This is a genomic window from Parasphingopyxis sp. CP4 (assembly GCF_013378055.1).
In the GTDB taxonomy this organism is placed as follows: Bacteria; Pseudomonadota; Alphaproteobacteria; order Sphingomonadales; family Sphingomonadaceae; genus Parasphingopyxis.
On sequence record NZ_CP051130.1, the window covers coordinates 1332816 to 1354687 of the forward strand.

The 21872-nt window shown below is 59.6% G+C and carries 17 protein-coding genes; 6 read left to right on the top strand and 11 right to left on the bottom strand.

Annotated features, from left to right (window positions below; all coding sequences use genetic code 11):
• Nucleotides 1-119 precede the first annotated feature (119 nt).
• From HFP51_RS06455 to HFP51_RS06470, 4 genes are all read right to left on the bottom strand, one after another.
• Nucleotides 120-1262 carry an acyl-CoA dehydrogenase family protein gene (locus HFP51_RS06455; RefSeq protein ID WP_176874909.1) on the bottom strand — a complete coding sequence of 381 codons (1143 nt, stop codon included), beginning with the start codon at nt 1260-1262 and terminating at the stop codon, nt 120-122.
• 78 nt (nt 1263-1340) lie between these two features.
• A complete protein-coding gene (locus HFP51_RS06460; RefSeq protein ID WP_176874910.1) occupies nt 1341-1733 on the bottom strand; it encodes a RidA family protein in 393 nt (130 codons plus the stop codon).
• Entirely contained in the window at nt 1726-2181 is a 456-nt protein-coding gene (locus tag HFP51_RS06465) for a hypothetical protein (protein WP_176874911.1), read from the bottom strand. Before HFP51_RS06465 ends, HFP51_RS06460 begins: the two co-directional genes overlap by 8 nt.
• Before the next feature lie 20 nt (nt 2182-2201).
• Nucleotides 2202-3698, bottom strand: coding sequence for a CoA-acylating methylmalonate-semialdehyde dehydrogenase (locus tag HFP51_RS06470; protein WP_176874912.1), 1497 nt, complete (start codon nt 3696-3698; stop codon nt 2202-2204).
• Nucleotides 3699-3823: 125 nt separating this feature from the next.
• Here HFP51_RS06470 and HFP51_RS06475 point away from each other — a divergent pair, with 125 nt between their 5' ends.
• Together HFP51_RS06475 and cysQ are read left to right on the top strand one after the other, a co-directional pair.
• Nucleotides 3824-5407 carry a long-chain-fatty-acid--CoA ligase gene (locus HFP51_RS06475; RefSeq protein ID WP_176874913.1) on the top strand — a complete coding sequence of 528 codons (1584 nt, stop codon included), beginning with the start codon at nt 3824-3826 and terminating at the stop codon, nt 5405-5407.
• 46 nt (nt 5408-5453) lie between these two features.
• Nucleotides 5454-6254: a 3'(2'),5'-bisphosphate nucleotidase CysQ gene (cysQ, locus tag HFP51_RS06480; protein WP_176874914.1), complete on the top strand. Its 801-nt coding sequence runs from the start codon at nt 5454-5456 to the stop codon at nt 6252-6254.
• Here cysQ and HFP51_RS06485 read toward each other — a convergent pair.
• The 4 genes from HFP51_RS06485 to HFP51_RS06500 all read right to left on the bottom strand — a co-directional run bounded on the left by HFP51_RS06485 (nt 6251) and on the right by HFP51_RS06500 (nt 11621).
• Nucleotides 6251-7030, bottom strand: coding sequence for an SDR family oxidoreductase (locus tag HFP51_RS06485; protein ID WP_176874915.1), 780 nt, complete (start codon nt 7028-7030; stop codon nt 6251-6253). The genes cysQ and HFP51_RS06485 overlap by 4 nt on opposite strands.
• A 53-nt stretch (nt 7031-7083) precedes the next feature.
• Nucleotides 7084-7980, bottom strand: coding sequence for a crotonase/enoyl-CoA hydratase family protein (locus tag HFP51_RS06490; protein WP_176874916.1), 897 nt, complete (start codon nt 7978-7980; stop codon nt 7084-7086).
• A 129-nt stretch (nt 7981-8109) separates the two neighbouring features.
• Nucleotides 8110-10008: an acetyl/propionyl/methylcrotonyl-CoA carboxylase subunit alpha gene (locus tag HFP51_RS06495; RefSeq protein WP_176874917.1), complete on the bottom strand. Its 1899-nt coding sequence runs from the start codon at nt 10006-10008 to the stop codon at nt 8110-8112.
• A gap of 11 nt (nt 10009-10019) precedes the next feature.
• Complete coding sequence (locus tag HFP51_RS06500) at nt 10020-11621, bottom strand: carboxyl transferase domain-containing protein (RefSeq protein WP_176874918.1); 1602 nt, start codon at nt 11619-11621, stop codon at nt 10020-10022.
• A 156-nt stretch (nt 11622-11777) separates the two neighbouring features.
• Between HFP51_RS06500 and HFP51_RS06505 the strand changes: the two genes are divergently transcribed.
• Entirely contained in the window at nt 11778-13856 is a 2079-nt protein-coding gene (locus HFP51_RS06505) for a M13 family metallopeptidase (protein WP_176874919.1), read from the top strand.
• Nucleotides 13857-13886: 30 nt separating this feature from the next.
• Here HFP51_RS06505 and HFP51_RS06510 read toward each other — a convergent pair whose 3' ends face one another.
• The 3 genes from HFP51_RS06510 to fsa form a co-directional block, all read right to left on the bottom strand.
• A complete protein-coding gene (locus HFP51_RS06510; RefSeq protein ID WP_176874920.1) occupies nt 13887-14234 on the bottom strand; it encodes a hypothetical protein in 348 nt (115 codons plus the stop codon).
• A complete protein-coding gene (locus tag HFP51_RS06515) occupies nt 14231-15391 on the bottom strand; it encodes an isovaleryl-CoA dehydrogenase (RefSeq protein WP_218135329.1) in 1161 nt (386 codons plus the stop codon). The genes HFP51_RS06510 and HFP51_RS06515 overlap by 4 nt, the downstream gene beginning before the upstream one ends.
• Before the next feature lie 450 nt (nt 15392-15841).
• A complete protein-coding gene (gene fsa, locus HFP51_RS06520) occupies nt 15842-16495 on the bottom strand; it encodes a fructose-6-phosphate aldolase (protein ID WP_176874922.1) in 654 nt (217 codons plus the stop codon).
• A 144-nt stretch (nt 16496-16639) separates the two neighbouring features.
• Here fsa and HFP51_RS06525 point away from each other — a divergent pair, with 144 nt between their 5' ends.
• From HFP51_RS06525 to HFP51_RS06535, 3 genes are all read left to right on the top strand, one after another.
• Nucleotides 16640-18805, top strand: a complete 2166-nt coding sequence (locus tag HFP51_RS06525) for a primosomal protein N' (RefSeq protein ID WP_176874923.1) — start codon at nt 16640-16642, stop codon at nt 18803-18805.
• Between the two features lie 120 nt (nt 18806-18925).
• Nucleotides 18926-20368: a hypothetical protein gene (locus HFP51_RS06530; RefSeq protein ID WP_176874924.1), complete on the top strand. Its 1443-nt coding sequence runs from the start codon at nt 18926-18928 to the stop codon at nt 20366-20368.
• Between the two features lie 34 nt (nt 20369-20402).
• Entirely contained in the window at nt 20403-21866 is a 1464-nt protein-coding gene (locus tag HFP51_RS06535; protein WP_176874925.1) for a tetratricopeptide repeat protein, read from the top strand.
• Nucleotides 21867-21872 lie beyond the last annotated feature (6 nt).

Below are 21872 nucleotides of genomic sequence, written 5' to 3' on the forward strand. Positions count from 1 at the left end.
TCTATCCGTCCATGTCGAGCGGCGGTTCGAGCGCAGTCGAGAACAAAGTCGAGACAGCCTATCCCGCCGTCCGTGTCTCGACTTCGCTCGACACTAGCGGAATTGGATATCCGGCCTGCCTATTGCCGCAGCATATCGCGCGAGACGATCATGCGCATGACCTGGTTGGTGCCCTCGAGAATCGAATGCACGCGCAGATCGCGCCAAAACCGCTCGATCGGATATTCTTTCAAATAGCCATAACCCCCAAATAGCTGCAGCGCGTTATTGACGATATTACTGCCGCTGTCGGTCGCAAGCCGCTTGGCCATGGCGGAGAAACGCGTCTTGTCAGGTGCATTGGCCGTCACCTTGGCCGCGGCGAGATACAGCAGCGCGCGGGCCGCTTCGAGCTCGGTAGCCATATCGGCAAGCATGAATTGGGTGTTCTGGAAATCGGCGATCGGCTGGTCAAATTGCTGGCGTTCCTTCGTATAGGCAACCGCTTCGTCGAGACAGCGTTGGGCGCCGCCCAGGCTGCACGCGCCAATGTTGAGCCGCCCGCCATCAAGCCCGGCCATGGCAAAGTTGAACCCCTCGCCTTCCTGGCCAACGCGATTTTCAACCGGGACGCGGCAATCTTCGAAGATCAGCTGCGCGGTTGGCGAAGCATTCCAGCCCAGCTTTTTCTCAGGCTTACCAAAGGACAATCCCGGCGTATCCTTTTCGATGACCAAGCAGGAAATGCCCTTGTTTTTATGGTCGCCGGTGCGAACCATCACGACATAGATATCGTTGAAACCGGAACCGGAGATAAACTGCTTGGTGCCGTTCAACACATAATGGTCACCATCGCGCTTCGCACTTGTCTTGAGGCCTGCCGCGTCGGACCCTGATCCGGGTTCGGTCAGCGCGTAGCTCGCAATATGTTCCATCGTCACGAGCTTGGGCAGGAATTTTGCCTTCACCGTATCGCCGCCGAAGCGATCAATCATCCAGCTCGCCATATTGTGGATCGAGATATAGGCGCTGGTGGCGGGGCAGCCATAGGCCATCGCCTCCATGATCAGCGCGGCTTCCAGCCGGCCCAGATTGATGCCGCCCGATTCCTCGGACACATAAATCGCGCCAAAGCCAAGTTCGCCGGTTTTTTGGACCACATCGCGCGGGAAATGATGCTTCTCGTCCCATTCGGCAGCATGGGGCGTGATTTCGTCCGCGGTGAATTTCTGCGCCATTTCCTGGATTTGGCGCTGTTCATCGGTCAATTCGAATTGAGTCATGCGCGCCTCATAATACCCCGAGCAAGCAAGCGCCAGCCATCGCAGTACTCCTGCCTTCCGGCCTGCGCTCCAGCGTAATTAGCCGATTTCCGCTTCCGCCTCGATTTCGACGCGCCATTCGGGCCGTAGCAAGGCGGCGACAACGACCATCGTCGATGCAGGCCGGATTTCCCCAAACAACTCGCCATGGATCGCTCCGATCCGCTCGCCATCGGCGGCATCGGTGACAAACATCCGCGTGCGCACGACATCCGAGAGCGATCCGCCCAATTCCACAATCGCCGCCTCGATGATCGCAAAACAGCGCCGCGCCTGGTCCGCCGCATCGCCGGGTGTCGAACTGCCATCCGGCTCAATCGGCCCGGTCCCGGCAACCAGAATGCGATTGCCTTTGCGTATGGCACGCGAAAAACCAAATGCCTTTTCAAAGGGCGACGCGGAGGCTGTGTGCCTACTACTGGAATCAACCATGCTCGTCTCCTTTCGAAAATTGGTCAGCCAGTCGGCAAACGCGTCCTTCGATGCCCTTAGCCATATCTGTGGACAGCTCTACCTCGGCGTCGACGTCAATCACTTCTTCCTCCACAATCTCCCGTGTCATGCGGAAGGCTCCGGCGAGATCTTCAAGCGACCACCAACCGTCAACTTGTCCACCATCCGACGACAGAGTGCCTTCATAGTCCACACGATGAGCGGCGTCGCTTGCGCCGTCATAGGTCTTTGCAAAACTAACGGAACGCCCGCGACGCCCACCATTCACAAAGGCGTTCAATTCTGGCGAAGAGGTGCCGACAGTATTGGGTTCGCTGATTGTGCCGCTCAGGGCACCATTTTTGTCGGCTAACACGGCGAAGAATGATACCGGGTCACCCAGCCAGCTGTCGTCGTAGTTGAATTGCCCAATCCAGAAACCAGACATATCCAGCCTATCCACCGATGCTACCCCATTGTCGGGATCACAAAGGCGTTGCCGCCATCGGGCGAGCCGTCCGGCCAGCGCTGGGTGATCGTCTTGACCTTGGTCCAGAATTTCACGCCTTCCATGCCGTGCTGGTTGGTGTCGCCAAAGGCGGAGCGCTTCCACCCGCCAAAGCTGTGATAGGCCACTGGAACCGGGATCGGCACATTGATGCCGACCATGCCGACATTCACACGACTGGCAAATTCGCGCGCTGCATGGCCGTTGCGCGTGAAGATCGCGACGCCGTTGCCATATTGATGCTTGCTCGGCAGTTCGAGCGCTTCTTCAAAGCTTTTCGCGCGCACCATCTGGAGCACTGGCCCGAAAATCTCTTCCTTGTAGCTTTCCATGCCGGGCTTCACATGATCGAACAGTGAGGGGCCAACAAAGAAGCCATTTTCATGGCCCTGCAGCGTGAAGCCGCGACCATCGACGACGAGCTCAGCGCCTTCGTCGACGCCCGTCTGGATCCAATTCTCAACCCGCTGCTTATGCTCGGCAGTGACGACCGGCCCATAATGGGCGTCCGCATCGGTCGAGACACCGACCCGCAAAGCATCGATCGCCGGGATCATCTTCTCCCGCAGGCGATCTGCGGTCTCATCGCCAACCGGCACGACCACCGGAAGCGCCATGCAGCGCTCCCCCGCACTGCCAAATGCCGCGCCTGCCAGATCGTTCACAACCTGATCGAGATCGGCGTCGGGCATGACGATGCCGTGATTCTTCGCGCCGCCCATCGCCTGGACGCGCTTGCCGTTCTCGGTGCCGCGCTGATAAACATAATGGGCAATATCGGAAGAACCGACAAAGCTGACCGCCATGATATCCTCATGATCGAGGATCGCGTCGACCATCTGCTTGTCGCCATGCACGACCTGGAGAATTCCGTCGGGAAGCCCAGCTTCTTTCATCAGCTCGGCAAGCCGCACCGGAACGCTTGGATCGCGTTCGGACGGTTTCAGGATGAACGCGTTGCCGCAGGCAATCGCCACGCCAAACATCCACATCGGGATCATCGCCGGGAAATTGAACGGCGTGATGCCTGCACAAATGCCGAGCGGCTGGCGCATCGAATAGACATCGATGCCGGGACCCGCGCCCTGGGTATACTCGCCCTTCAGGACATGCGGGATACCGCAGCAGAATTCGATAACTTCAAGCCCGCGCTGCACATCGCCTTTCGAATCGGCGATGACCTTGCCATGCTCAGACGAGAGCAATTCGGCGAGCTCGTCCATATGCGCTTCGACCAGGCCCTTGAAGGCGAACATGATGCGCGCACGGCGCTGCGGGTTAGTGGCGGCCCATGCCGGCTGTGCAGCATTTGCAGCATCGACGGCCTTTTGAAGCTCATCGCCGGTGCCCAGCGACACCTTTGCCTGCACTTCGCCATTATTGGGATCCCAGATGTCATGCTGGCGTGAACCGCCGCCTGCCGGGTTACCACCGATGAAATGCTCAACGGAGCGCATTGCTTTCCTCCAGATTCCAAATAATAAGTCGCGCACGCCATAATGCGCAAAAACGAACAAGGCTATGCTGTCGACTTTATACAGACATAGTCGGCTGTTGCGCACATAAATTGATGGGGTTGAGGATGCACGAGAACCATGATGCGGAAACGCTACACGCACTAGTCGATTATTGGGCCGATACTAAGCCTGATCATATCGGCTATCGCTTCGAAGGACGCGAGACGAGTTTCGGCGCGTTTCGGGACCAAACTGTCCAGCTATCACGAGCCCTGCGCGCCGCCGGTATCGCTCCTGGCGATCGGATCGCCTGGATCGGCAAGAATAGCGATCGCTATTTTACCTTGCTGTTCGGTGCGTCCCGCGCCGGCGCGGTTACGGTTCCGATCGGCTGGCGTCTCGCCCCGAAGGAAATGGCTTATATCATTGAAGATTCCGGTGCCGTCGCGATCGTTGCAACACCGGAATTTGCTGATCTTGCGAAAGAAGTCGCGGCCGATATTACCGCCATCAAATGGATGATGGCCAGCGAAGAAGGCTGGGCCATAGACGGACCGGAAACCTTCATGGCCAATTTCGGCGATGCGCCCGAACTCGAAACCTTGTCCAAGCCGTCAGATCCGCTGGTCCAGCTGTACACATCCGGCACGACGGGCAATCCCAAGGGCGTTGTGCTGACGCACGGAAACTTCTTCCGGGCCGGCGACGATACGCCAGCAGAAATCCCTGATTGGGACATTTGGGAAGAGGATGAGGCCGGGCTCCAGGTCATGCCGATCGCCCATATCGCCGGGACGGGCTACGGAATCTCGCCGATGAATCGTGGTGTCTCCTGCAATATCGTTGCCGAATTCAATCCGGGCGAGATCCTTGATCTCATTCATAACAAACAGCTGACACGCTTCTTCCTCGTGCCTGCGGCGCTGCAGATGCTGATCAATGATCCGAAAGCCGCGGACACCGACACGAGCGGCGTTGTCCAGATCAACTATGGTGCCTCACCCATGCCGTTGCAGCTGCTGCGTGATTGCATGAAGGCCTTTCCCAATGCGGGCTTTTGCCAGTTTTACGGGATGACCGAGACGACCGGCACGATCGTTGTGCTGCCCCCTGAAGACCATGATCCGGAGGGGAATGAACGGATGCGATCTGCTGGCAAACCGGTGCCTGGTGTCGAAGTGAAGATCGTCGATGAAAACGGCAAGGAAGTCGGCGTGCGCGAGGTTGGTGAAATCTGCACCCGCTCAGCTTCCAATATGGCGCACTACTTTAAGCAACCGGAAAAGACCGCCGACACGGTGGATAGCGATGGCTGGTTGCGGACGGGCGACGCCGCTTATCGCGACGAGGATGGCTATATCTACATCCATGACCGGATGAAGGACATGATCATCACGGGCGGCGAAAATGTCTATCCGGCTGAAGTCGAGAATGCGCTGTACGAGCACCCTGCTGTATCCGAAGCGGCTGTGATCGGTGTGCCCGATGAAAAATGGGGCGAAGCGGTGAAGGCGATTGTGGTGACAAAACCGGACGCTTCCTTTGACGAATCCGAGGTCATAACTTTCTGCCGTGAGCGGATTGCCGGTTTCAAAACCCCCAAAACCGTCGATGTGATCCCCGAAATGCCTCGCAATGCGAGCGGCAAGATCTTACGAAAAGATTTGCGAGCGCCCTATTGGGAAGGCAAGGAGCGCCAGGTTAACTAGCCGCGCGAATCCGCACCCTTTCAGTTTCGAAAAAGATCGACACCCTATGCAACGCGAAACCCATCTCGAGCTCATGATCGACCTCTCGCTCAAGGCCGGCGCAGCCATCGATGCCATCTACCAGACCGATTTCGATACCGATGCCAAGGGTGATGGTTCGCCTGTCACCGCCGCTGACAAGGATGCCGAAGCGATCATCGAAGCGGGCCTCAAGGCCGCCCAGCCCGCTATCCCGATCCTCGCCGAAGAAGCGGCGTCCGAAGGGCATATACCCGAGCTTGGTGACCGCTTCTTTCTTGTCGATCCGCTCGATGGAACGCGTGAGTTCGTCTCTCGCAACGGCGAGTTTACCGTCAATATCGCGCTGATCGACCATGGCCGTCCGATCGCCGGCGTTGTCTACGCGCCCGCGATCAACAAGCTCTATTATGGCGCGATTGGCGAAGGTGCTTTTTACCAGGAAATTGCGCCTGGCCAGGATCGCAGCACGGCCGAGCATCCGCACGAGATCGAAGCGCGCTCCTCTTTTCATAAAAACCTGATCGCCGTGGCGAGCCGCAGTCATCGCTCACCGGAAACCGAAGCACTGCTCGACAAGATCGGTGTGAAGGATTTCACACCGGCGGGCTCAAGCCTCAAATTCTGCCTGCTCGCCCAGGGTTCCGCCGATGTCTATCCGCGCCTCGGCCGGACGATGGAATGGGATACGGGCGCAGGTCAGGCCGTGCTCGTAGCCGCGGGCGGCCGCGTCGATATTCTCGAAGGTGAAAACGAAGCCGGGCCCCTCACCTATAACAAGCGCGAGCGCGGATTTGATAATCCGCACTTCATTGCCTGGGGCCGCTAACCGCCGATAGACCGGCCCGCCGAAGACGCACCATCGACCGGGATCACGGCGCCCGACACATAGCCTGCCAGATCCGATGAGAGGAACATCGCCATGTTCGCGATTTCCTCAATCTCGCCCCAACGGCCGAGTGGAACGGCTTTCTGGGAATGTTCGGCCGCCTCTTTGGTCGGCGCGAGCCGCTCCATCCCTTCAGTGCCGCCAATCGGTCCCGGCGCAATCGAATTGACCCGCACGCCTTCCGGCCCCCATTCGAGTGCCAAAGTCCGCGTAACCTGATCGATACCGGCCTTGGCCGCGCAGGCGTGGACCTGAAACGCCATCGCGATCCAGGCTTGCGGCGCCGAAATATTGATCACCGAAGCGCCGGGCTTCACCAGGCTTTCATAGGCGGCGCGCATGACATTGAACGTGCCGAGCAGATCGATGTCGATCACCGTCTTGAACCCATTAGGACTCAGCCCGGCGGCAGGCGCGAGGAAGTTTCCCGCGGCCCCGGATACCAGCACATCGATCTGGCCGCGCTCGGCAACAAAATCATGCACTGCCTGCTGCACGGCAGGCGCATCTCGCACATCGAGCGAGAAGCCCATCGCCGGCCCCAGATCATTGCCGAGCTGCGCTACTGCTGCATCGACCTTGTCCTGCGATCGGCTGGCCACGCCGACCCGTGCACCGGCGGCGGAGAAGCCTTTGGCGATGCCAAGGTTGATGCCGCTCGTGCCGCCAAACACCAGAACATTTTTCGCCGTGAAATCAAATGGGGCTGTGCTCATTGTCTATCCTCTCAGGAAATCAATTATCTGTTTTCGCGCCGTGAGACGCCCGCTCAAAATTCCGGATCGTCAAACCATTTATGGAGGTCCGGGATATCGCTGCTGACCGTGTTCGGGTAGTTGGCCGAGCGCTTTTCAAGAAACGAAACGACCCCCTCCTTCGCATCATCCTGGCGACCGCGATACCAGATCGCCCGGCTGTCCATGCGATGTGCTTCGAGCGGATGATCGGCACCCATCATGCGCCACATCATCTGCCGCGTCATGGCAAGCGACACGGGCGCGCTTTCCGCGGTCATCTTCGTGGCAAGCGCGCGTGCTGCCGGGATCAGCGCATCGGGCGCGTGGATCGCCTGGACAAGACCGCCAGCCTTGGCTTCCTCGGCACCGAACACATTGCCTTCATAACACCATTGCAGCGCCTGGCTGATGCCGACGAGCCGCGGCAGGAACCAGCTGGATGCAGCCTCTGGAACGATCCCGCGCCGCGCAAAGACGAAGCCGAAGCGCGCGTGATCAGCGGCAAGGCGCACATCCATCGGCAAGGTCATGGTCGATCCAATGCCGACGGCCGCACCGTTGATCGCGCCGATCACCGGCTTTTTGCAGTTGAAGATCCGCAAGGTCAGCTGTCCGCCCCCGTCGCGCGCACCACGATGGCTCCAATCGACATTGCCATCTGCATCGACCGGGGAATCGCGATCCGCGCGTTCCTCATAGTTGAAGGTATCAGCACCAGCGCCAAGATCGGCGCCCGCACAATAGGCGCGCTCGCCCGATCCGGTGACGATCACTGCGCGCGCTTCGTCATTCGCATCGGCTTCATCGAACGCGGCAATCATCTCGTGCATCATCTGCCCGGTGAAAGCGTTCATCCGGTCGGGTCGGTTGAGGGTAATCGTGAAAATATTGTCGCTGAGGTCCGTCAGGATGGTTTCATAGTCGGCCATGAGGCTCTCCTCTCGCAAAGCAGCTTCCGCCAGCTTGACGTAAAGGTCAACTGCCCATTGGGGGATTGGGGGTGGAGGTGCCCTGCAGAGTGGATGCTGAAACAAGTTCAGCATGACGGGAGGATGTCGTTACTCGCTCGCCTCGATCTGGACCAGGAGGGTGCCTTCGGAGACTTGCCCGCCCTCTTCGGCATTGAGTTCGGTTACGGTGCCATCGAACGGCGCGGTCAGGCTGTGTTCCATCTTCATCGCTTCGAGCGTTACCAGCTTATCGCCCTTGGACACCGCCGCTCCGTCCGCGACGCTGACAGCGATGATCTTGCCCGGCATGGGCGAGAGGATGGCGCCGTCTGAGGCGGTGCCAGCGGCGGTGCCCCACGACGCAAGCGTAAAGGCAAAGGTGAAACCTTCCTCAGGCACAATCGCAAAATTGCCCTGGCGATATACAAACACAGGATCAATGGCCGGGCCAAGTGCGAAACGGTAGGTATTCCCGCGATCATCCAAGAGGACACCATTGGCCTTGCTAGGCGCGTTGAGACGGAAGTTTGTGAGCTCATCGGAAAATGGCAGGTCGCACGCACCCAATGCCCCGGAAGGCTGGCACGGACCGAGACGCTCAAGAGCAGCGTTTAGCATGCCGTCGCTTGGTTCAGATCGCGACACCAAATCCTCGAGATTTTGATCGATAAAGCCCGTATCCAAATCGAAATCGACAAAGCGATCAGATCGCAACAAATTTACTAGGAAACCGGAATTCGATGCAACTGGCCATATTACGCAATTGATCAGTTGCGATTCAAGCGCATCGATCGCGTCCTTGCGAGTGTCGCCGCTTGAAATAAGCTTCGCTATCATTGGATCGTAGAATGGCGTGACATCGGATCCTTGCCGTACACCAGTATCAACGCGTTCTTCGCTGAATAGCGGACCGATATCAAAGACTTCGAGCCGCCCCGTACTCGGCAAAAACCCGCTTGCCGGATCCTCCGCATAGAGCCGCGCTTCGATGGCCCAGCCATTGATCGACAGTTCTTCCTGTTTCTTCGGCAGCTCTTCGCCACTTGCGACGCGCAGCTGCCATTCGACCAGGTCCTGTCCCGTAATCTCTTCGGTCACCGGATGCTCGACCTGAAGCCGGGTATTCATTTCCATGAACCAGATGCGATCGGCCTTGAGGCCGTCCGAGGCGTCGGCGATGAATTCGATCGTTCCCGCACCTTCATAATCGACCGCTTTCGCAGCACGGACCGCGGCGGCGCAGACGGCTTCGCGGGTCGCTTCGTCCATGCCCGGCGCGGGCGCTTCCTCGATCACCTTCTGATGGCGACGCTGGAGCGAACAATCGCGTTCGAACAGATGGACGACATTGCCATGGCTATCGCCGAACACCTGCACCTCGATATGGCGCGGGCTTTCGATCCACTTTTCGAGCAGCACGATATCATTGCCGAACGAGGCGGTGGCCTCGCGTTTGCAGGAGGTGAGCGCGTCGGCGAAATCGGTCGCTGCATCCACCTTGCGCATCCCCTTGCCACCGCCACCGGCGACTGCCTTGATCAGCACCGGATAGCCAATCGCCTCGGCCTCTTTCGCCAGCCGCTCTTCGGATTGGTCATCGCCAAGATAGCCGGGCGTAGTCGGCACACCGGCCTCGTCCATCAACGTCTTCGCTGCATCCTTCAGCCCCATGGCGCGAATGCTGTCAGGCTTGGGACCGACCCAGATCAGGCCAGCATCGATCACCGCCTCCGCGAAATCGGCGTTCTCGGACAAAAACCCATAGCCCGGATGGATCGCCTCCGCGCCCGTTTCCTTGGCCGCCGCAATGATCTTTTCGCCGACCAGATAGCTTTCGCCGGCCGGCGACGGCCCGATATGCACGGCCTCATCTGCCTCGCGCACATGCAAAGCCTTGGCATCCGCATCGGAATAAACGGCAACGGTGTGCACGCCGAGCTCACGCGCGGTACGGATGATCCGACAGGCGATTTCGCCGCGATTGGCTATGAGGAGGGATTTCAACATTGCCACACCCCCTACATCCGGAACACGCCGAACGCGGGGCGCTCGGGTATTGGGGCTTCGAGGGTCGCGGCGAAGGCGAGGCCGAGTACGTCGCGGGTTTGGGCGGGGTCGATGATGCCATCGTCCCATAGCCGCGCGGTGGCGTGCCAGGGATTGCCTTCATCCTCGTACGTCTGGCGGATCGGGGCCTTGAAGGCTTCGGTTTCCTCCTCATCCCATTTGTCGGCATCGCGATGGACCGTGGCGAGCACGCTGGCGGCCTGTTCGCCGCCCATGACGCTGATCCGGCTGTTGGGCCAGGTGAAGAGGAAGCGCGGCGAATAGGCGCGTCCGGCCATACCGTAATTGCCGGCGCCAAAGCTGCCGCCGATCAACAACGTGACCTTGGGAACCGTAGCCGTGGCGACCGCCGTCACCAGCTTTGCACCATGTTTGGCAATACCCTCTGCCTCATATTTCCCGCCAACCATGAAGCCGGAGATATTCTGGAGGAACAGCAGCGGAATACGGCGCTGGCAGGCAAGCTCAATGAAATGCGCGCCTTTTTGCGCGCTCTCGCTGAACAGCACGCCATTATTGGCGAGGATCGCAATCGGCATGCCCCAGATATGCGCAAAACCGCAGACTAGCGTCGATCCATAGAGCGCTTTGAACTCATGGAATTCGCTGCCATCGACGATCCGCGCGATAATCTCATGCACGTCATAGGGCGCGCGGACATCATCCGGGATGATGCCATAGAGCTCGTCCGCATCGAATTTGGGCGCGCGCGGCTCGACCAGTTTGACGCCCGGATCATGCGGCGCGTTGAGCGTCGACACGATATCGCGGACGATGGTCAGCGAATGTTCGTCATTCTCGGCAACATGATCGACCACACCGGACTTGCGGCCATGGAGATCGCCGCCACCCAGATCTTCGGCGCTGATCTCTTCGCCGGTCGCGGCCTTCACCAAGGGAGGGCCTGCGAGGAAGATTGTGCCCTGGTTGCGGACAATCACGGTTTCGTCCGACATGGCCGGCACATAGGCGCCGCCAGCGGTGCAGCTGCCCATTACACAAGCGATCTGCGGAATGCCCTTGGCGCTCATATTGGCCTGGTTGAAGAATATCCGACCGAAATGTTCGCGATCCGGGAAGACTTCTGCCTGGTGCGGCAGATTCGCCCCGCCGCTATCGACGAGATAGATGCACGGCAGATGGTTCTGCTCGGCAATCTCTTGCGCGCGCAGATGCTTTTTAACCGTCATCGGATAGTAAGTGCCACCCTTCACCGTCGCATCATTGCAGACGATCATGCATTGGCGACCCGAAACGCGCCCAATGCCGGCAATCATCCCAGCGCCGGGCACTTCCCCGCCATACATGTCGCAGGCAGCGAGCTGGCCGATTTCGAGGAATGGCGATCCGGGATCGAGCAAGCGTTCGACGCGATCGCGCGGCAACAGCTTGCCCCGGGACAAATGCCGTTCGCGATGCCGCTCTGCCCCGCCAAGCGCGGCTTTGGCGACATCGCCGCGCAGCGTTTCGACCAGTTCGCGGTTCAGCGCGCTATTGGTGCGGAACGCCTCTCCATTGGTATCGATATTTGTATCCAGCGTCGGCGCGCTCATTGCGAATTCGTCCCCTGTTTCGGTCCTGTGCCTAGCCGGGAGAGCCGCTCAATGGAAGAACCGCGCATAACATTCGACGAACGACCTTGGCCGCGCACCACTCCCCCCTCTATGCTGCTTTCAGGCAACCCGCTTCCATCAAGAGGTCAATCTCCCATGAAAACCCGGTTTCTCTCCGCCATTGCGCTGGGCGCAATCACGCTCACAGGCCCCATCGCCTGCACCTCAGCAGAGGAGACGTACGAGATCGGGCAAGGCACTGAGATCGGTATCGATGTCGAAGCCATGGATACCGATGTCCGTCCGGGCGAGGCCTTCTACCTCTACGCCAACGGCACGTGGCAGGAAGAAACCGAAATCCCCGCCGAACGCTCGAGCATCGGGTCCTTCCTGACGGCGTTTCTCGAAACCCAGCGCCAGGTATCAGAAATGATTGGCGAAATCGTCGAGTCCGATCCCGAAGCGGGAACCGATGAGGCACGGATCGCCAATTTCTACACGGCCTTCATGGATGTCGACGCGATCAACGCCGCCGGCATGGCGCCCGTCCAAGGCGATATCGATCGGTTCGCGGCAATTGCAGATCTAAGCGAATTGTCTGCGGTACTGGGCGACCAGATGCGCGCGGATGTCGATCCGCTCAACGCAACCAATTTCAACACCGAAAACCTGTTCGGCCTGTTCGTGACGCAAGGCTTGGCAACGCCGGGCGAGGTCCTGCCCTATCTGCTGCAAGGCGGGCTCGGCATGCCGGAGCGCGAATATTATCTGTCATCAGATGCCTCGCTTTCGGAAGTCCGGACCGAATATCGCGCCTTTATCGAGCGCCTGCTCGAAGCTGCGGAAATCGATGACGCCGCAGCCCGGGCCGAGCGGATCTTCGCGCTCGAAACCGAAATCGCCCGGGCCCATAACACCCGCGAACAGAGCGAAGACTTTGCCGGCTCGTCCACCGTGTGGAGCCGAGAAGACCTTGAAACCAACGCGCCCGGCATTGATTGGGACGCCTTCCTCTCTGCCGCCCAGCTCGGTGATCAGGGAACATTTGCCGCCTATCACGCCGATGCGATTACTGGCCTCTCGGCGCTGGTCGCCTCCCAGCCAATCGAGGCCTGGCAAGACTGGCTGATCTTCCATCAGATCAGCAGCCATGCCTCCGTTCTCCCAACCGCCGTCGATGAGGCGCGCTTCTCCTTCTACGGCACCACGCTGAGCGGTGCGCTCGAACAGCGGAGCCGCGAAGAACGCGCGATCAGTGCGGTAAACCTCTATCTCGGCGATGCCGTCGGCCGCGCCTATGCCGAACGCTATTTCCCGGCTTCGGCCCGGGCCGAAGTGTCCGCCATGGTCGACAATATCAGCGATGCCTTTGCCGAACGCGTCCGCGCCATCGAATGGATGGACGAGGAAACCCGCGCTGAAGCGCTACGCAAAGTTGAAACCATCGTCGTCAGCGTCGGCTATCCCGACACATGGCGCGACTATGCAGATTATGAGGTTCCGGCCGACAATCCCTATGCGGCGATGATCGGCGGCGAGCGTGCCGAATATGCGCATCAGCTCTCCAAGCTTGGCAGCCCGATGGATCGCGGCGAATGGTGGATGACACCGCAGACCGTGAACGCGGTGAACCTGCCCGTGCAGAACGCGCTCAACTTCCCGGCCGCCATCCTGCAGCCGCCTTTCTTCAACGCCGCCGCCGACCCCGCCTATAATTATGGCGCGATCGGCGTGGTGATCGGTCATGAGATCAGCCACAGCTTTGATAATAATGGCGCGGATTTCGATTCCACGGGCGCGCTGCGCAACTGGTGGACCGAAGAGGATCTCGCAAGCTTCAACGAACAGGGCGATGCGCTGGTCGCGCAATATAATGCCTATTCGCCCTTCCCTGACCTGCAGCTCAATGGCCGCCTGACGCTCGGTGAAAACATCGCCGATGTCGCTGGTCTACAGGCCGCCTATGATGCCTATCGCGCATCGCTGAATGGCGAGGAAGCGCCTGTAATCGGTGGGTTTACCGGCGATCAGCGTTTCTTCATCGCCTATGCGCAGATCTGGCAGACCAAGATGCGCGACGAAGCCATGCGCGCCCGGATCGCGACCGGCGTTCATGCACCGGGCATGTATCGCGCGCTCACCGTGCGAAACCTCGATGCCTGGTATGCGGCGTTCGATGTGCAGCCGGAAGACGCGCTGTATCTCGCGCCGGAAGAACGGGTCCGCGTCTGGTAGGCCTAGCTGTCGATCAGGTTGCTGCCGAAATCACCACGCGCCGAGGATCGCAAACAGGCCCGCGGCGCTGAGCACCGGCCAGCCGATATGCTGGCCGCGCGTATACACGGCATCGAATAGTCCAACCGCCAGCCAGGCGCCGCCCGTGAGCAGCACGAGCTGATCCGGTGTTCCCGGCCATGCGACGACCGCGGCGCAAACAATCATCAGGAGCGAGGTGAAATGCCAGGCAAAGCGGATAACCTTGCGGGCCAGCGGTTGGGTTAGCACCGTCTTGTCCTGGGCAAGCAGCGGCGCGATCAAACGCTTTTCACCAAAATAGGAATGGATTGCCGCAGTCAGCACCATCACGGCGGCCGAAGCCCAGAGCCAGTTCACCCTGATGCTCCGATCAGTTCACGGCCGATCAGCATGCGGCGGATCTCATTGGTACCCGCGCCAATGTCGAGCAGCTTCGCATCGCGCATATAGCGTTCGACCGGCCAATCCTTCGTGTACCCCGCACCACCCAGAGCCTGGACCGCTTCGAGCGCCACTTGCACGGCATTCTCACTCGCCAGCAGGATCGATCCTGCCGCATCGAAACGGGTCGTCTGACCCGCATCGCAGGCGCGCGCCACCGCATAGACATAGGCGCGTGATGAATTGAGCGCGACATACATGTCCGCCACCTTGGCCTGCATCAGCTGGAAGCTGCCGATCGGCTGGCCGAACTGTTTGCGTTCGCGCACGAAGGGCAGCACCACGTCGAGACAGGCCTGCATTACGCCGAGCTGGATCGCCGCGAGCACGGCGCGCTCATAATCGAGCCCGCTCATCAACACGCCGACACCGCCATTGACCGGGCCCATCACATTTTCGTTGGGCACTTCGCAGTCATTGAAGACCAGCTCCGCCGTTGGCGAGCCGCGCATGCCCACCTTGTCGATCTTCTGGCCGATCGAGAAACCCGGCATATCCTTCTCAATGAAGAAAGCCGTGATGCCGCCCGACCCCTCGCCCGTCTTGCCATAGACGACCAGCGTATCGGCATATTCGGCGTTGGTAATCCAGAATTTCGTGCCGTTGAGGACATAACCGCCCTGCACCGCATCGGCTTTCAACTTCATGCTGACAACGTCCGAGCCGGCACCGGCTTCAGACATGGCCAGGCTGCCGACATGTTCGCCGGAAATCAGCTTGGGCAGATATTTTGCCTTTTGTTCGTCATTGCCCCAGCGGCGGATCTGATTGACGCAGAGGTTGGAGTGCGCACCATAGCTGAGCCCAACCGACGCGCTTGCCCGGCTGACTTCTTCGACCGCGACACAATGTTCAAGATAGCCGAGGCCAAGCCCGCCCCATTCTTCCTCGACGGTAATGCCGTGCAGGCCCAGCTCGCCCATTTGCGGCCAGAGCGCTTCAGGAAACCAGTCTTCGGCATCGATCTTTGCGGAAATCGGTTCGATCTTGTCCGCCGCAAAGCGCGACGTTGTGTCGCGGATCATGTCGGCGGTTTCGCCAAGACCGAAATCAAGCATGGGAGCGGCAGGCATAGGGCAACCTTCTTTTGAAAGAATGTTGCTTTAGCAAGACCCGCCCGCGCCCGGAAGGGGTTGCGATGGATTGAGAGCGCCTTGTGCTCCGGCGCAGGCCGGAGCCCAGTCCAAACGGTGCCGACTTTCCTGGCAGGACAGGCCTAGGCTCCGGCCTGCACCGGAGCACATATCGCTTTCACCATAATCTATTCGTCACCCTGAACGTGTTTCAGGGTCCACCGTTCCACAGGCACAGTCGGCGCGAACTGACGGGTGGATGCTGAAACGAGTTCAGCATGACGGAAGATTATGAGAGCTCCGCGTTCGGAAGGGTTTTGGTAATCGCACCATCCGTCATTGCGAGCGCAGCGAAGCAATCCAGAGCGGGTTGGCTCAGCGCATGCGGCTCTGGATTGCCGCGTCGCCTAACGGCTCCTCGCAATGACGGAAGGTGAGGAGGCCGAACGTTTAGCCGATCGACTGGCCGGTCTTTTCCCAATCCGCGAGGAATGCGGCGAGGCCCTTCTCGGTCAGCGGATGGTTGAACAGCTTGAGGATCACATCCGGCGGCATGGTTGAGACATCGGCGCCCATTTTGGCCGCTTCGAGAATATGGATCGGATGGCGTACGCTGGCGACCAGGATTTCGGTCGGGAAATCATAATTATCGTAGATCATCCGGATGTCGGAGATCAGGTTCATTCCGTCATAGCCAATATCGTCATGACGCCCGACAAAGGGTGAAATGAAGGTCGCGCCAGCCTTGCCCGCAAGCAGCGCCTGGTTCGCCGTGAAGCACAGCGTGACATTCACCATCGTGCCATCGTCCGTCAGCTTCTTGCAGGTCTTGAGGCCATCGACCGTCAGCGGGACCTTGATCGCAATATTGTCGGCAATCTTCCGCAGCACTTCGGCTTCCGCCATCATCGCATCATGCTCGGTCGCCACGACTTCGGCAGAGACCGGGCCATCGACGATATCGCAAATCTCCTTGGTGACCTCCATGATGTCCCGCCCGGATTTGTGAATTAGCGACGGGTTGGTGGTCACGCCGTCGACAAGCCCGGTCTCGGCAAGTTCACGAATGGCGTCGGTATCGGCGGTGTCGGCGAAAAACTTCATGAGCCCTGGGTCCTGTCTCGGTCGGTGAGTCGTGGGCTCGCTATAACCCAATCGCGGCACGCGCTGTACGGGCTATCCACAGACAAAGCGGTCAGATTGCAGCTCCGGCTTTTCTGCGCGCCCGCATCGCCTATTGTGCCTTTCATGTCTCGCGTTCGCGTCCTGATCCTCAATGCCGCGCTCGGCCCGCTCGATTATAGCGTGCCGGATGATATGGACGCGCCGCCCGGAAGCATCGTCAAAGTCCCGCTCGGCCCGCGTCAGGTGACGGGCGTGGTCTGGGATGAGGGCAGGTTGGAAGGCAATCCGGTCGATGCGAGCAAGCTTCGCCCGATCCTTGGAGTTTATGATTCTCCGCCCATTCCGGAAACGCTGCGCCGGCTGATCGAATGGACGGCAGACTATTATCTCGCTCCCCTCGCCTCGGTCCTCCGCATGTCGCTGGCGTCAACGAGCGGCTATTCCGGCGAGAAGACGATCACCGAATATCGCGCCTCGGGCGGGATGCCCGAACGGATGACACCGAAGCGGGAGCAGGCGCTGGAACTGATCGGCGACAGCCAGGGCATCATCCGCGAACTGTCCGAAATCGGCGAAGTATCGGTCGGCGTTGTTCGCGGACTGGTAAAGGCGGGCGCACTCGAGCCGGTTGATGTCTCGCTCGACGCCCCCTTCCCCATCCCTGACCCCGCGTTCGGCCCGCCGACCCTCGAGAGCGGCCAGGCGGCAGCCAGCGCCCGCCTCGTCGAAGCCGTAAGGGATCGTGAATTTGCGCCGATCATGCTCGATGGTGTCACCGGTTCGGGCAAGACCGAAGTCTATTTCGAAGCCGTCGCCGAAGCGCTGCGTATGGGGCGGCAGACATTGGTGTTGCTCCCGGAAATCGCGCTGACCGAACCCTTCCTCACGCGCTTCACGGCACGCTTCGGATGCGAACCGATTGCCTGGCATTCAGGCCTGCGCCAATCCGAACGCCGTCGCGCCTGGCGCGCCATTGCAACCGGCGAAGCGATGGTCACCGTTGGCGCGCGCTCCTCGCTCTTCCTGCCTTATCCCAAGCTGGGACTGATCATTGTCGACGAGGCGCATGAAAGCGCGTTCAAGCAGGAAGAAGGTGTCATGTATCACGCGCGCGATGTCGCGGTGATGCGCGGGCATTTCGAGCAATTCCCGATCGTCCTCGCCTCCGCCACGCCAGCGATTGAGACCAAGCAGATGGTCGAGATCGGCCGCTATGAAACGGTCACCCTGCCGGGCCGCTATGGCGCCGCCCAGCTTCCCGAGCTCACCGCGGTCGACATGCTGCAGGATCCGCCGCCGCGCGGCTCATGGCTCGCGCCGACCGTGGTACGGGCGGTCGAAGAGACACTGGAGCGCAAGGAACAGTCGCTGCTGTTTCTCAATCGCCGCGGCTATGCGCCGCTTACGTTATGCCGAACCTGCGGCCATCGCTTCCAATGTCCGAACTGCACGGCCTGGATGGTTGAGCATCGGCTGCTCGCGCGCCTCGCCTGTCATCATTGCGGCCATGTGATGCCGCCGCCCGCCGAGTGCCCGGAATGCGGCGCTGAAGACAGCCTGGTTGCGTGCGGCCCAGGCGTGGAACGGATCGCCGATGAAATTTCCGCGCTCTTTCCCGACGCGAAGACGGCGATCGTTACGTCGGACACGCTCTGGTCTCCCGCCAAGGCCGGCGAATTTGTGCAGCGGATGGAGGCGGGCGATATCGATATTGTCATCGGCACCCAGCTGGTGACCAAGGGCTATCATTTCCCCAACCTTACCCTGGTGGGCGTTGTCGATGCCGATCTCGGCTTGCAAGGCGGCGATCTGCGCGCCGCAGAGCGCACTTTCCAGCAGATCATGCAGGTCGCCGGGCGCGCGGGACGCGGCGAGAAACCGGGCCGCGTACTGATCCAGACCCATGAACCCAGCGCGCCTGTCATCGAGGCGCTGATATCGGGGGATGCGGAAAGCTTTTACGCCGCCGAAACCGAAGCCCGGCGGCTTGCCGGTGCACCGCCCTTTGGCCGCTATGCCGGGATCGTGATCTCCTCGGAAGACGAGAAGCAGGCCTTCGAAACCGCACGGATAATTGGCCAGACCGCACCCAAGGTAGATGGCATGATGGTACTCGGCCCGGCCCCCGCACCCCTCGCAATGTTACGCGGCCGTTATCGCCAGCGCCTCCTTGTCCATGCCCGGCGCGCACTTGATGTGCAGAGCGTTATCCGTGACTGGATCGGCGATCGCGACTGGCCAAAAGGCGTGCGCGTTTCGGTCGATGTCGATCCCTATAGCTTTCTGTGAGATTTCGCGTTCTTCGCAACACGGAATAGAACCGAATCAACACCAATAATTTGTCAGGCCTGCCACACCCATACTAAGTCATGGTGCGAATGTTCTTTGGGGATGGGAAGGGGCACACACATGATCCGGATAATTATTGGCATAGTCGCGTTGATCATTGCCATGCCTGTTCAAGCAGAATGGCGAATTGCGGAATCACCGCGCTTTCAGGTCTATTCGGAGCTGACCGAAGATGAACTTCGCACCTTTACCATAGAGCTCGAACAATTTGACCGGCTGCTGAGGCTCTACACCAATACGACAGCTGAGCCGGCAGAGCTCAAGGTCCGGATATTCATGGTCGATAATCAGGACGCGGTAGAACGCTATATCGGGCAGAGTGGCGTGGCTGGCTTCTATGTCGGCTCGGTCAATGGTCCGATTGCGGTAATCCCTGAAGACCAGGTCGGATTCGGGTTCGATACGATGAGCCCACGCAACATATTGTTCCACGAATATACCCATCATTTCATGCTGCAATATTTCTCGGCCGCCTATCCGGCCTGGTATATTGAAGGTTTTGCCGAATATTTCGCGACCGTTCGCTTTCGCGAGGATGGACGCGCGGAGGTCGGGCATCCGCCGACATACCGAACCCGATCATTCCAATATGGAACCTGGGTATCGACCGAACGCATGCTCTCAAACGAGATTGAAAATGATCATATGACCTATGCGCAGGGCTGGTTGATCACGCATTTGGGTGCAACCGATCCCGAAGTCCGCGCGATGCTTGGCGATTATCTTGGGCGGTTGCGCAACGGAGAAAGTGGCCGCGAGGCTTATGCTGCGAGCTTTGGCGAATGGAACCGGTCGTTCAATCGGGTGCTGCAACAATATTTGCTACGAAACCGATTTGTCGCATCGGCCATCGAACTCGATCCGTTGCCGGACAATGCTGTTAGCATCACGCCAATATCCGACGAACAGGCAGCGATTGCCCTGCTCGCGCCAAGATCGACCGGACGGATGGGATATGCCGTGCGCAGAGCCATCGAATATTATCCGAGTAATCCGCAAGGTCATGTCGAGCTGGCATTGGATCACCTGGCCGATGACGAGTATGACGAAGCGATGGCTGCCGTTGATCACGCGCTTGCTCTGCAATCCAATCATGTCGAAGCCAATATTGCCAAGGGTGATATCCTTCTCGCCATGGCCGAGGCCGCTGATGATCCGCAGAGCCCTTATTGGGAGCAAAGCCGCGAATTCATAATCAGGGCGAACAACGCCAATCCCAACAGCCCATCGGCCCTGGCATCCTATTATTCTTCGTTTCCAAGCCGCGCGTCACGACCGGATTCTGCCGTTGCTGCCCTCGAACGTGCATTTGTCCTGGTCCGGCAGAATCCGGGAATTCGGCTGATGCTGGCCGAGGAATATCTGGCCCAGGACCGTTATGTAGAGGCGGCTAATATTGCCGGGCCATTGGCGCAAAACCCACATGGCGGCGGCGCCGCAGCACGCGCGCGGGCCATTGTCGAAGCAGCCCGTGCTGGCGAACAGGGCGAAAGCGACAATTGATCGAGGCTATCGCAGTGCGGGGAGACAGGCTTCTATGGCGAAACAACTAGTCGGCATCTGCATCATGCTTCTGTGGCTGGCAGCCCCGGCACAGGCCAATTGGCACCGCGCCGAGTCCGACCATTTCATCATCATTGCCGAGCTTGACGAAGCAGAACTCCGCGAGCGCGCAATCGAGCTTGAGAGCCTCGATCGAGCGATGCGCGCCATGACCAACACGCCAGACGAGCCGGCTGAACTCAAGCTGCGCGTCTTTATGGTGACAAATGTCGGTGAGGTCGGTCGCTATTATGGATCGGGGAACGCTGCTGGCTACTACACGCCGTCCATGCGCGGGGCCTATGCCGTGGTGCCCCGCCGGAATGTTGCTTCTGGCCAGTTGGGCATGACGTCCGACAATGTGCTGTTCCATGAATATGCGCATCATTTCATGGCTCAGTTCGCCTCGGGCACATATCCCAGCTGGTACATCGAAGGCTTTGCAGAGCTTTTTGCCACAGCTGAAATGCGCGGGGCGGAATGGGTTGAGATCGGTCGCCCGCTGCCGCGCCGCGTGGCGCTGTATCAAATCGGCCGACGGCTGCGCATGGCCGAGATGCTGTCCAATACCGTGCCGAATTCTGACATGACCTATTCTCAGGGATGGATGCTCACTCATTATGCCGCATTCAATGCGGAAGCCGGTGAATTGCTGCGGCAATATCTGCAGGCCCTGTCGGATGGCGTCAGCGGCCCCGACGCCTACGCGTCCACATTCGGCCAGATGGACGAACCACTGGATCGCGTGTTGCGCGATTATGGCCTGGGTCGTCGTCTGCCGGGACTTGCGCAACGGATTACGCCGATTGATCCGGCCAGTGTAACAATCACCGCGCTGACGGACGAAGACGCGGATATTGCGATGCTGTTCCCCCGGTCTCCCGACCAGCTTGAGCGCCGGGTGCGGCGGCTGGCAGATCGCTATCCCGAGAACCCACAGATCCATGTCGAACTCGCGCGATCACTATTGGCTGATGGCGAGACCGACGCCGCGATCGAGGCAATCGACCGGGCTTTGGAGCTCGACCCGAATAATGTCGACGCCAACAATATGAAGGGCACGCAATTGCTCCTCATGGCCCATGCCGAAGATGATGCCAGCCATCCCAATTGGAACCTGGCACGCGAACATTATCTGACTGCCAATCGTGCAAACCCCCGGAGCGCAAGCGCGTTGCATGGCTATTTCGATTCCTTTCCGACACCGGAAACCCGACCCGACAATGCAATCGATGCGCTGGAGTCCGCATTCATACTGATCCCGCAAAACCCGCATCTGCGGATCGATCTGGCCAATGTCTATCTGGCGCGTGGCGACTATCGAGACGCACTCAACGCAATCATGCCGGTGTATCAAACACCGCATTCCGAACCGGATGACGAAATCGCACAAATTGTTGCTGCGGCCCGGCAAGGCATGACCAGCGATCGACCGGTGTCAGACGCCGACGGTGAATAATCTCGC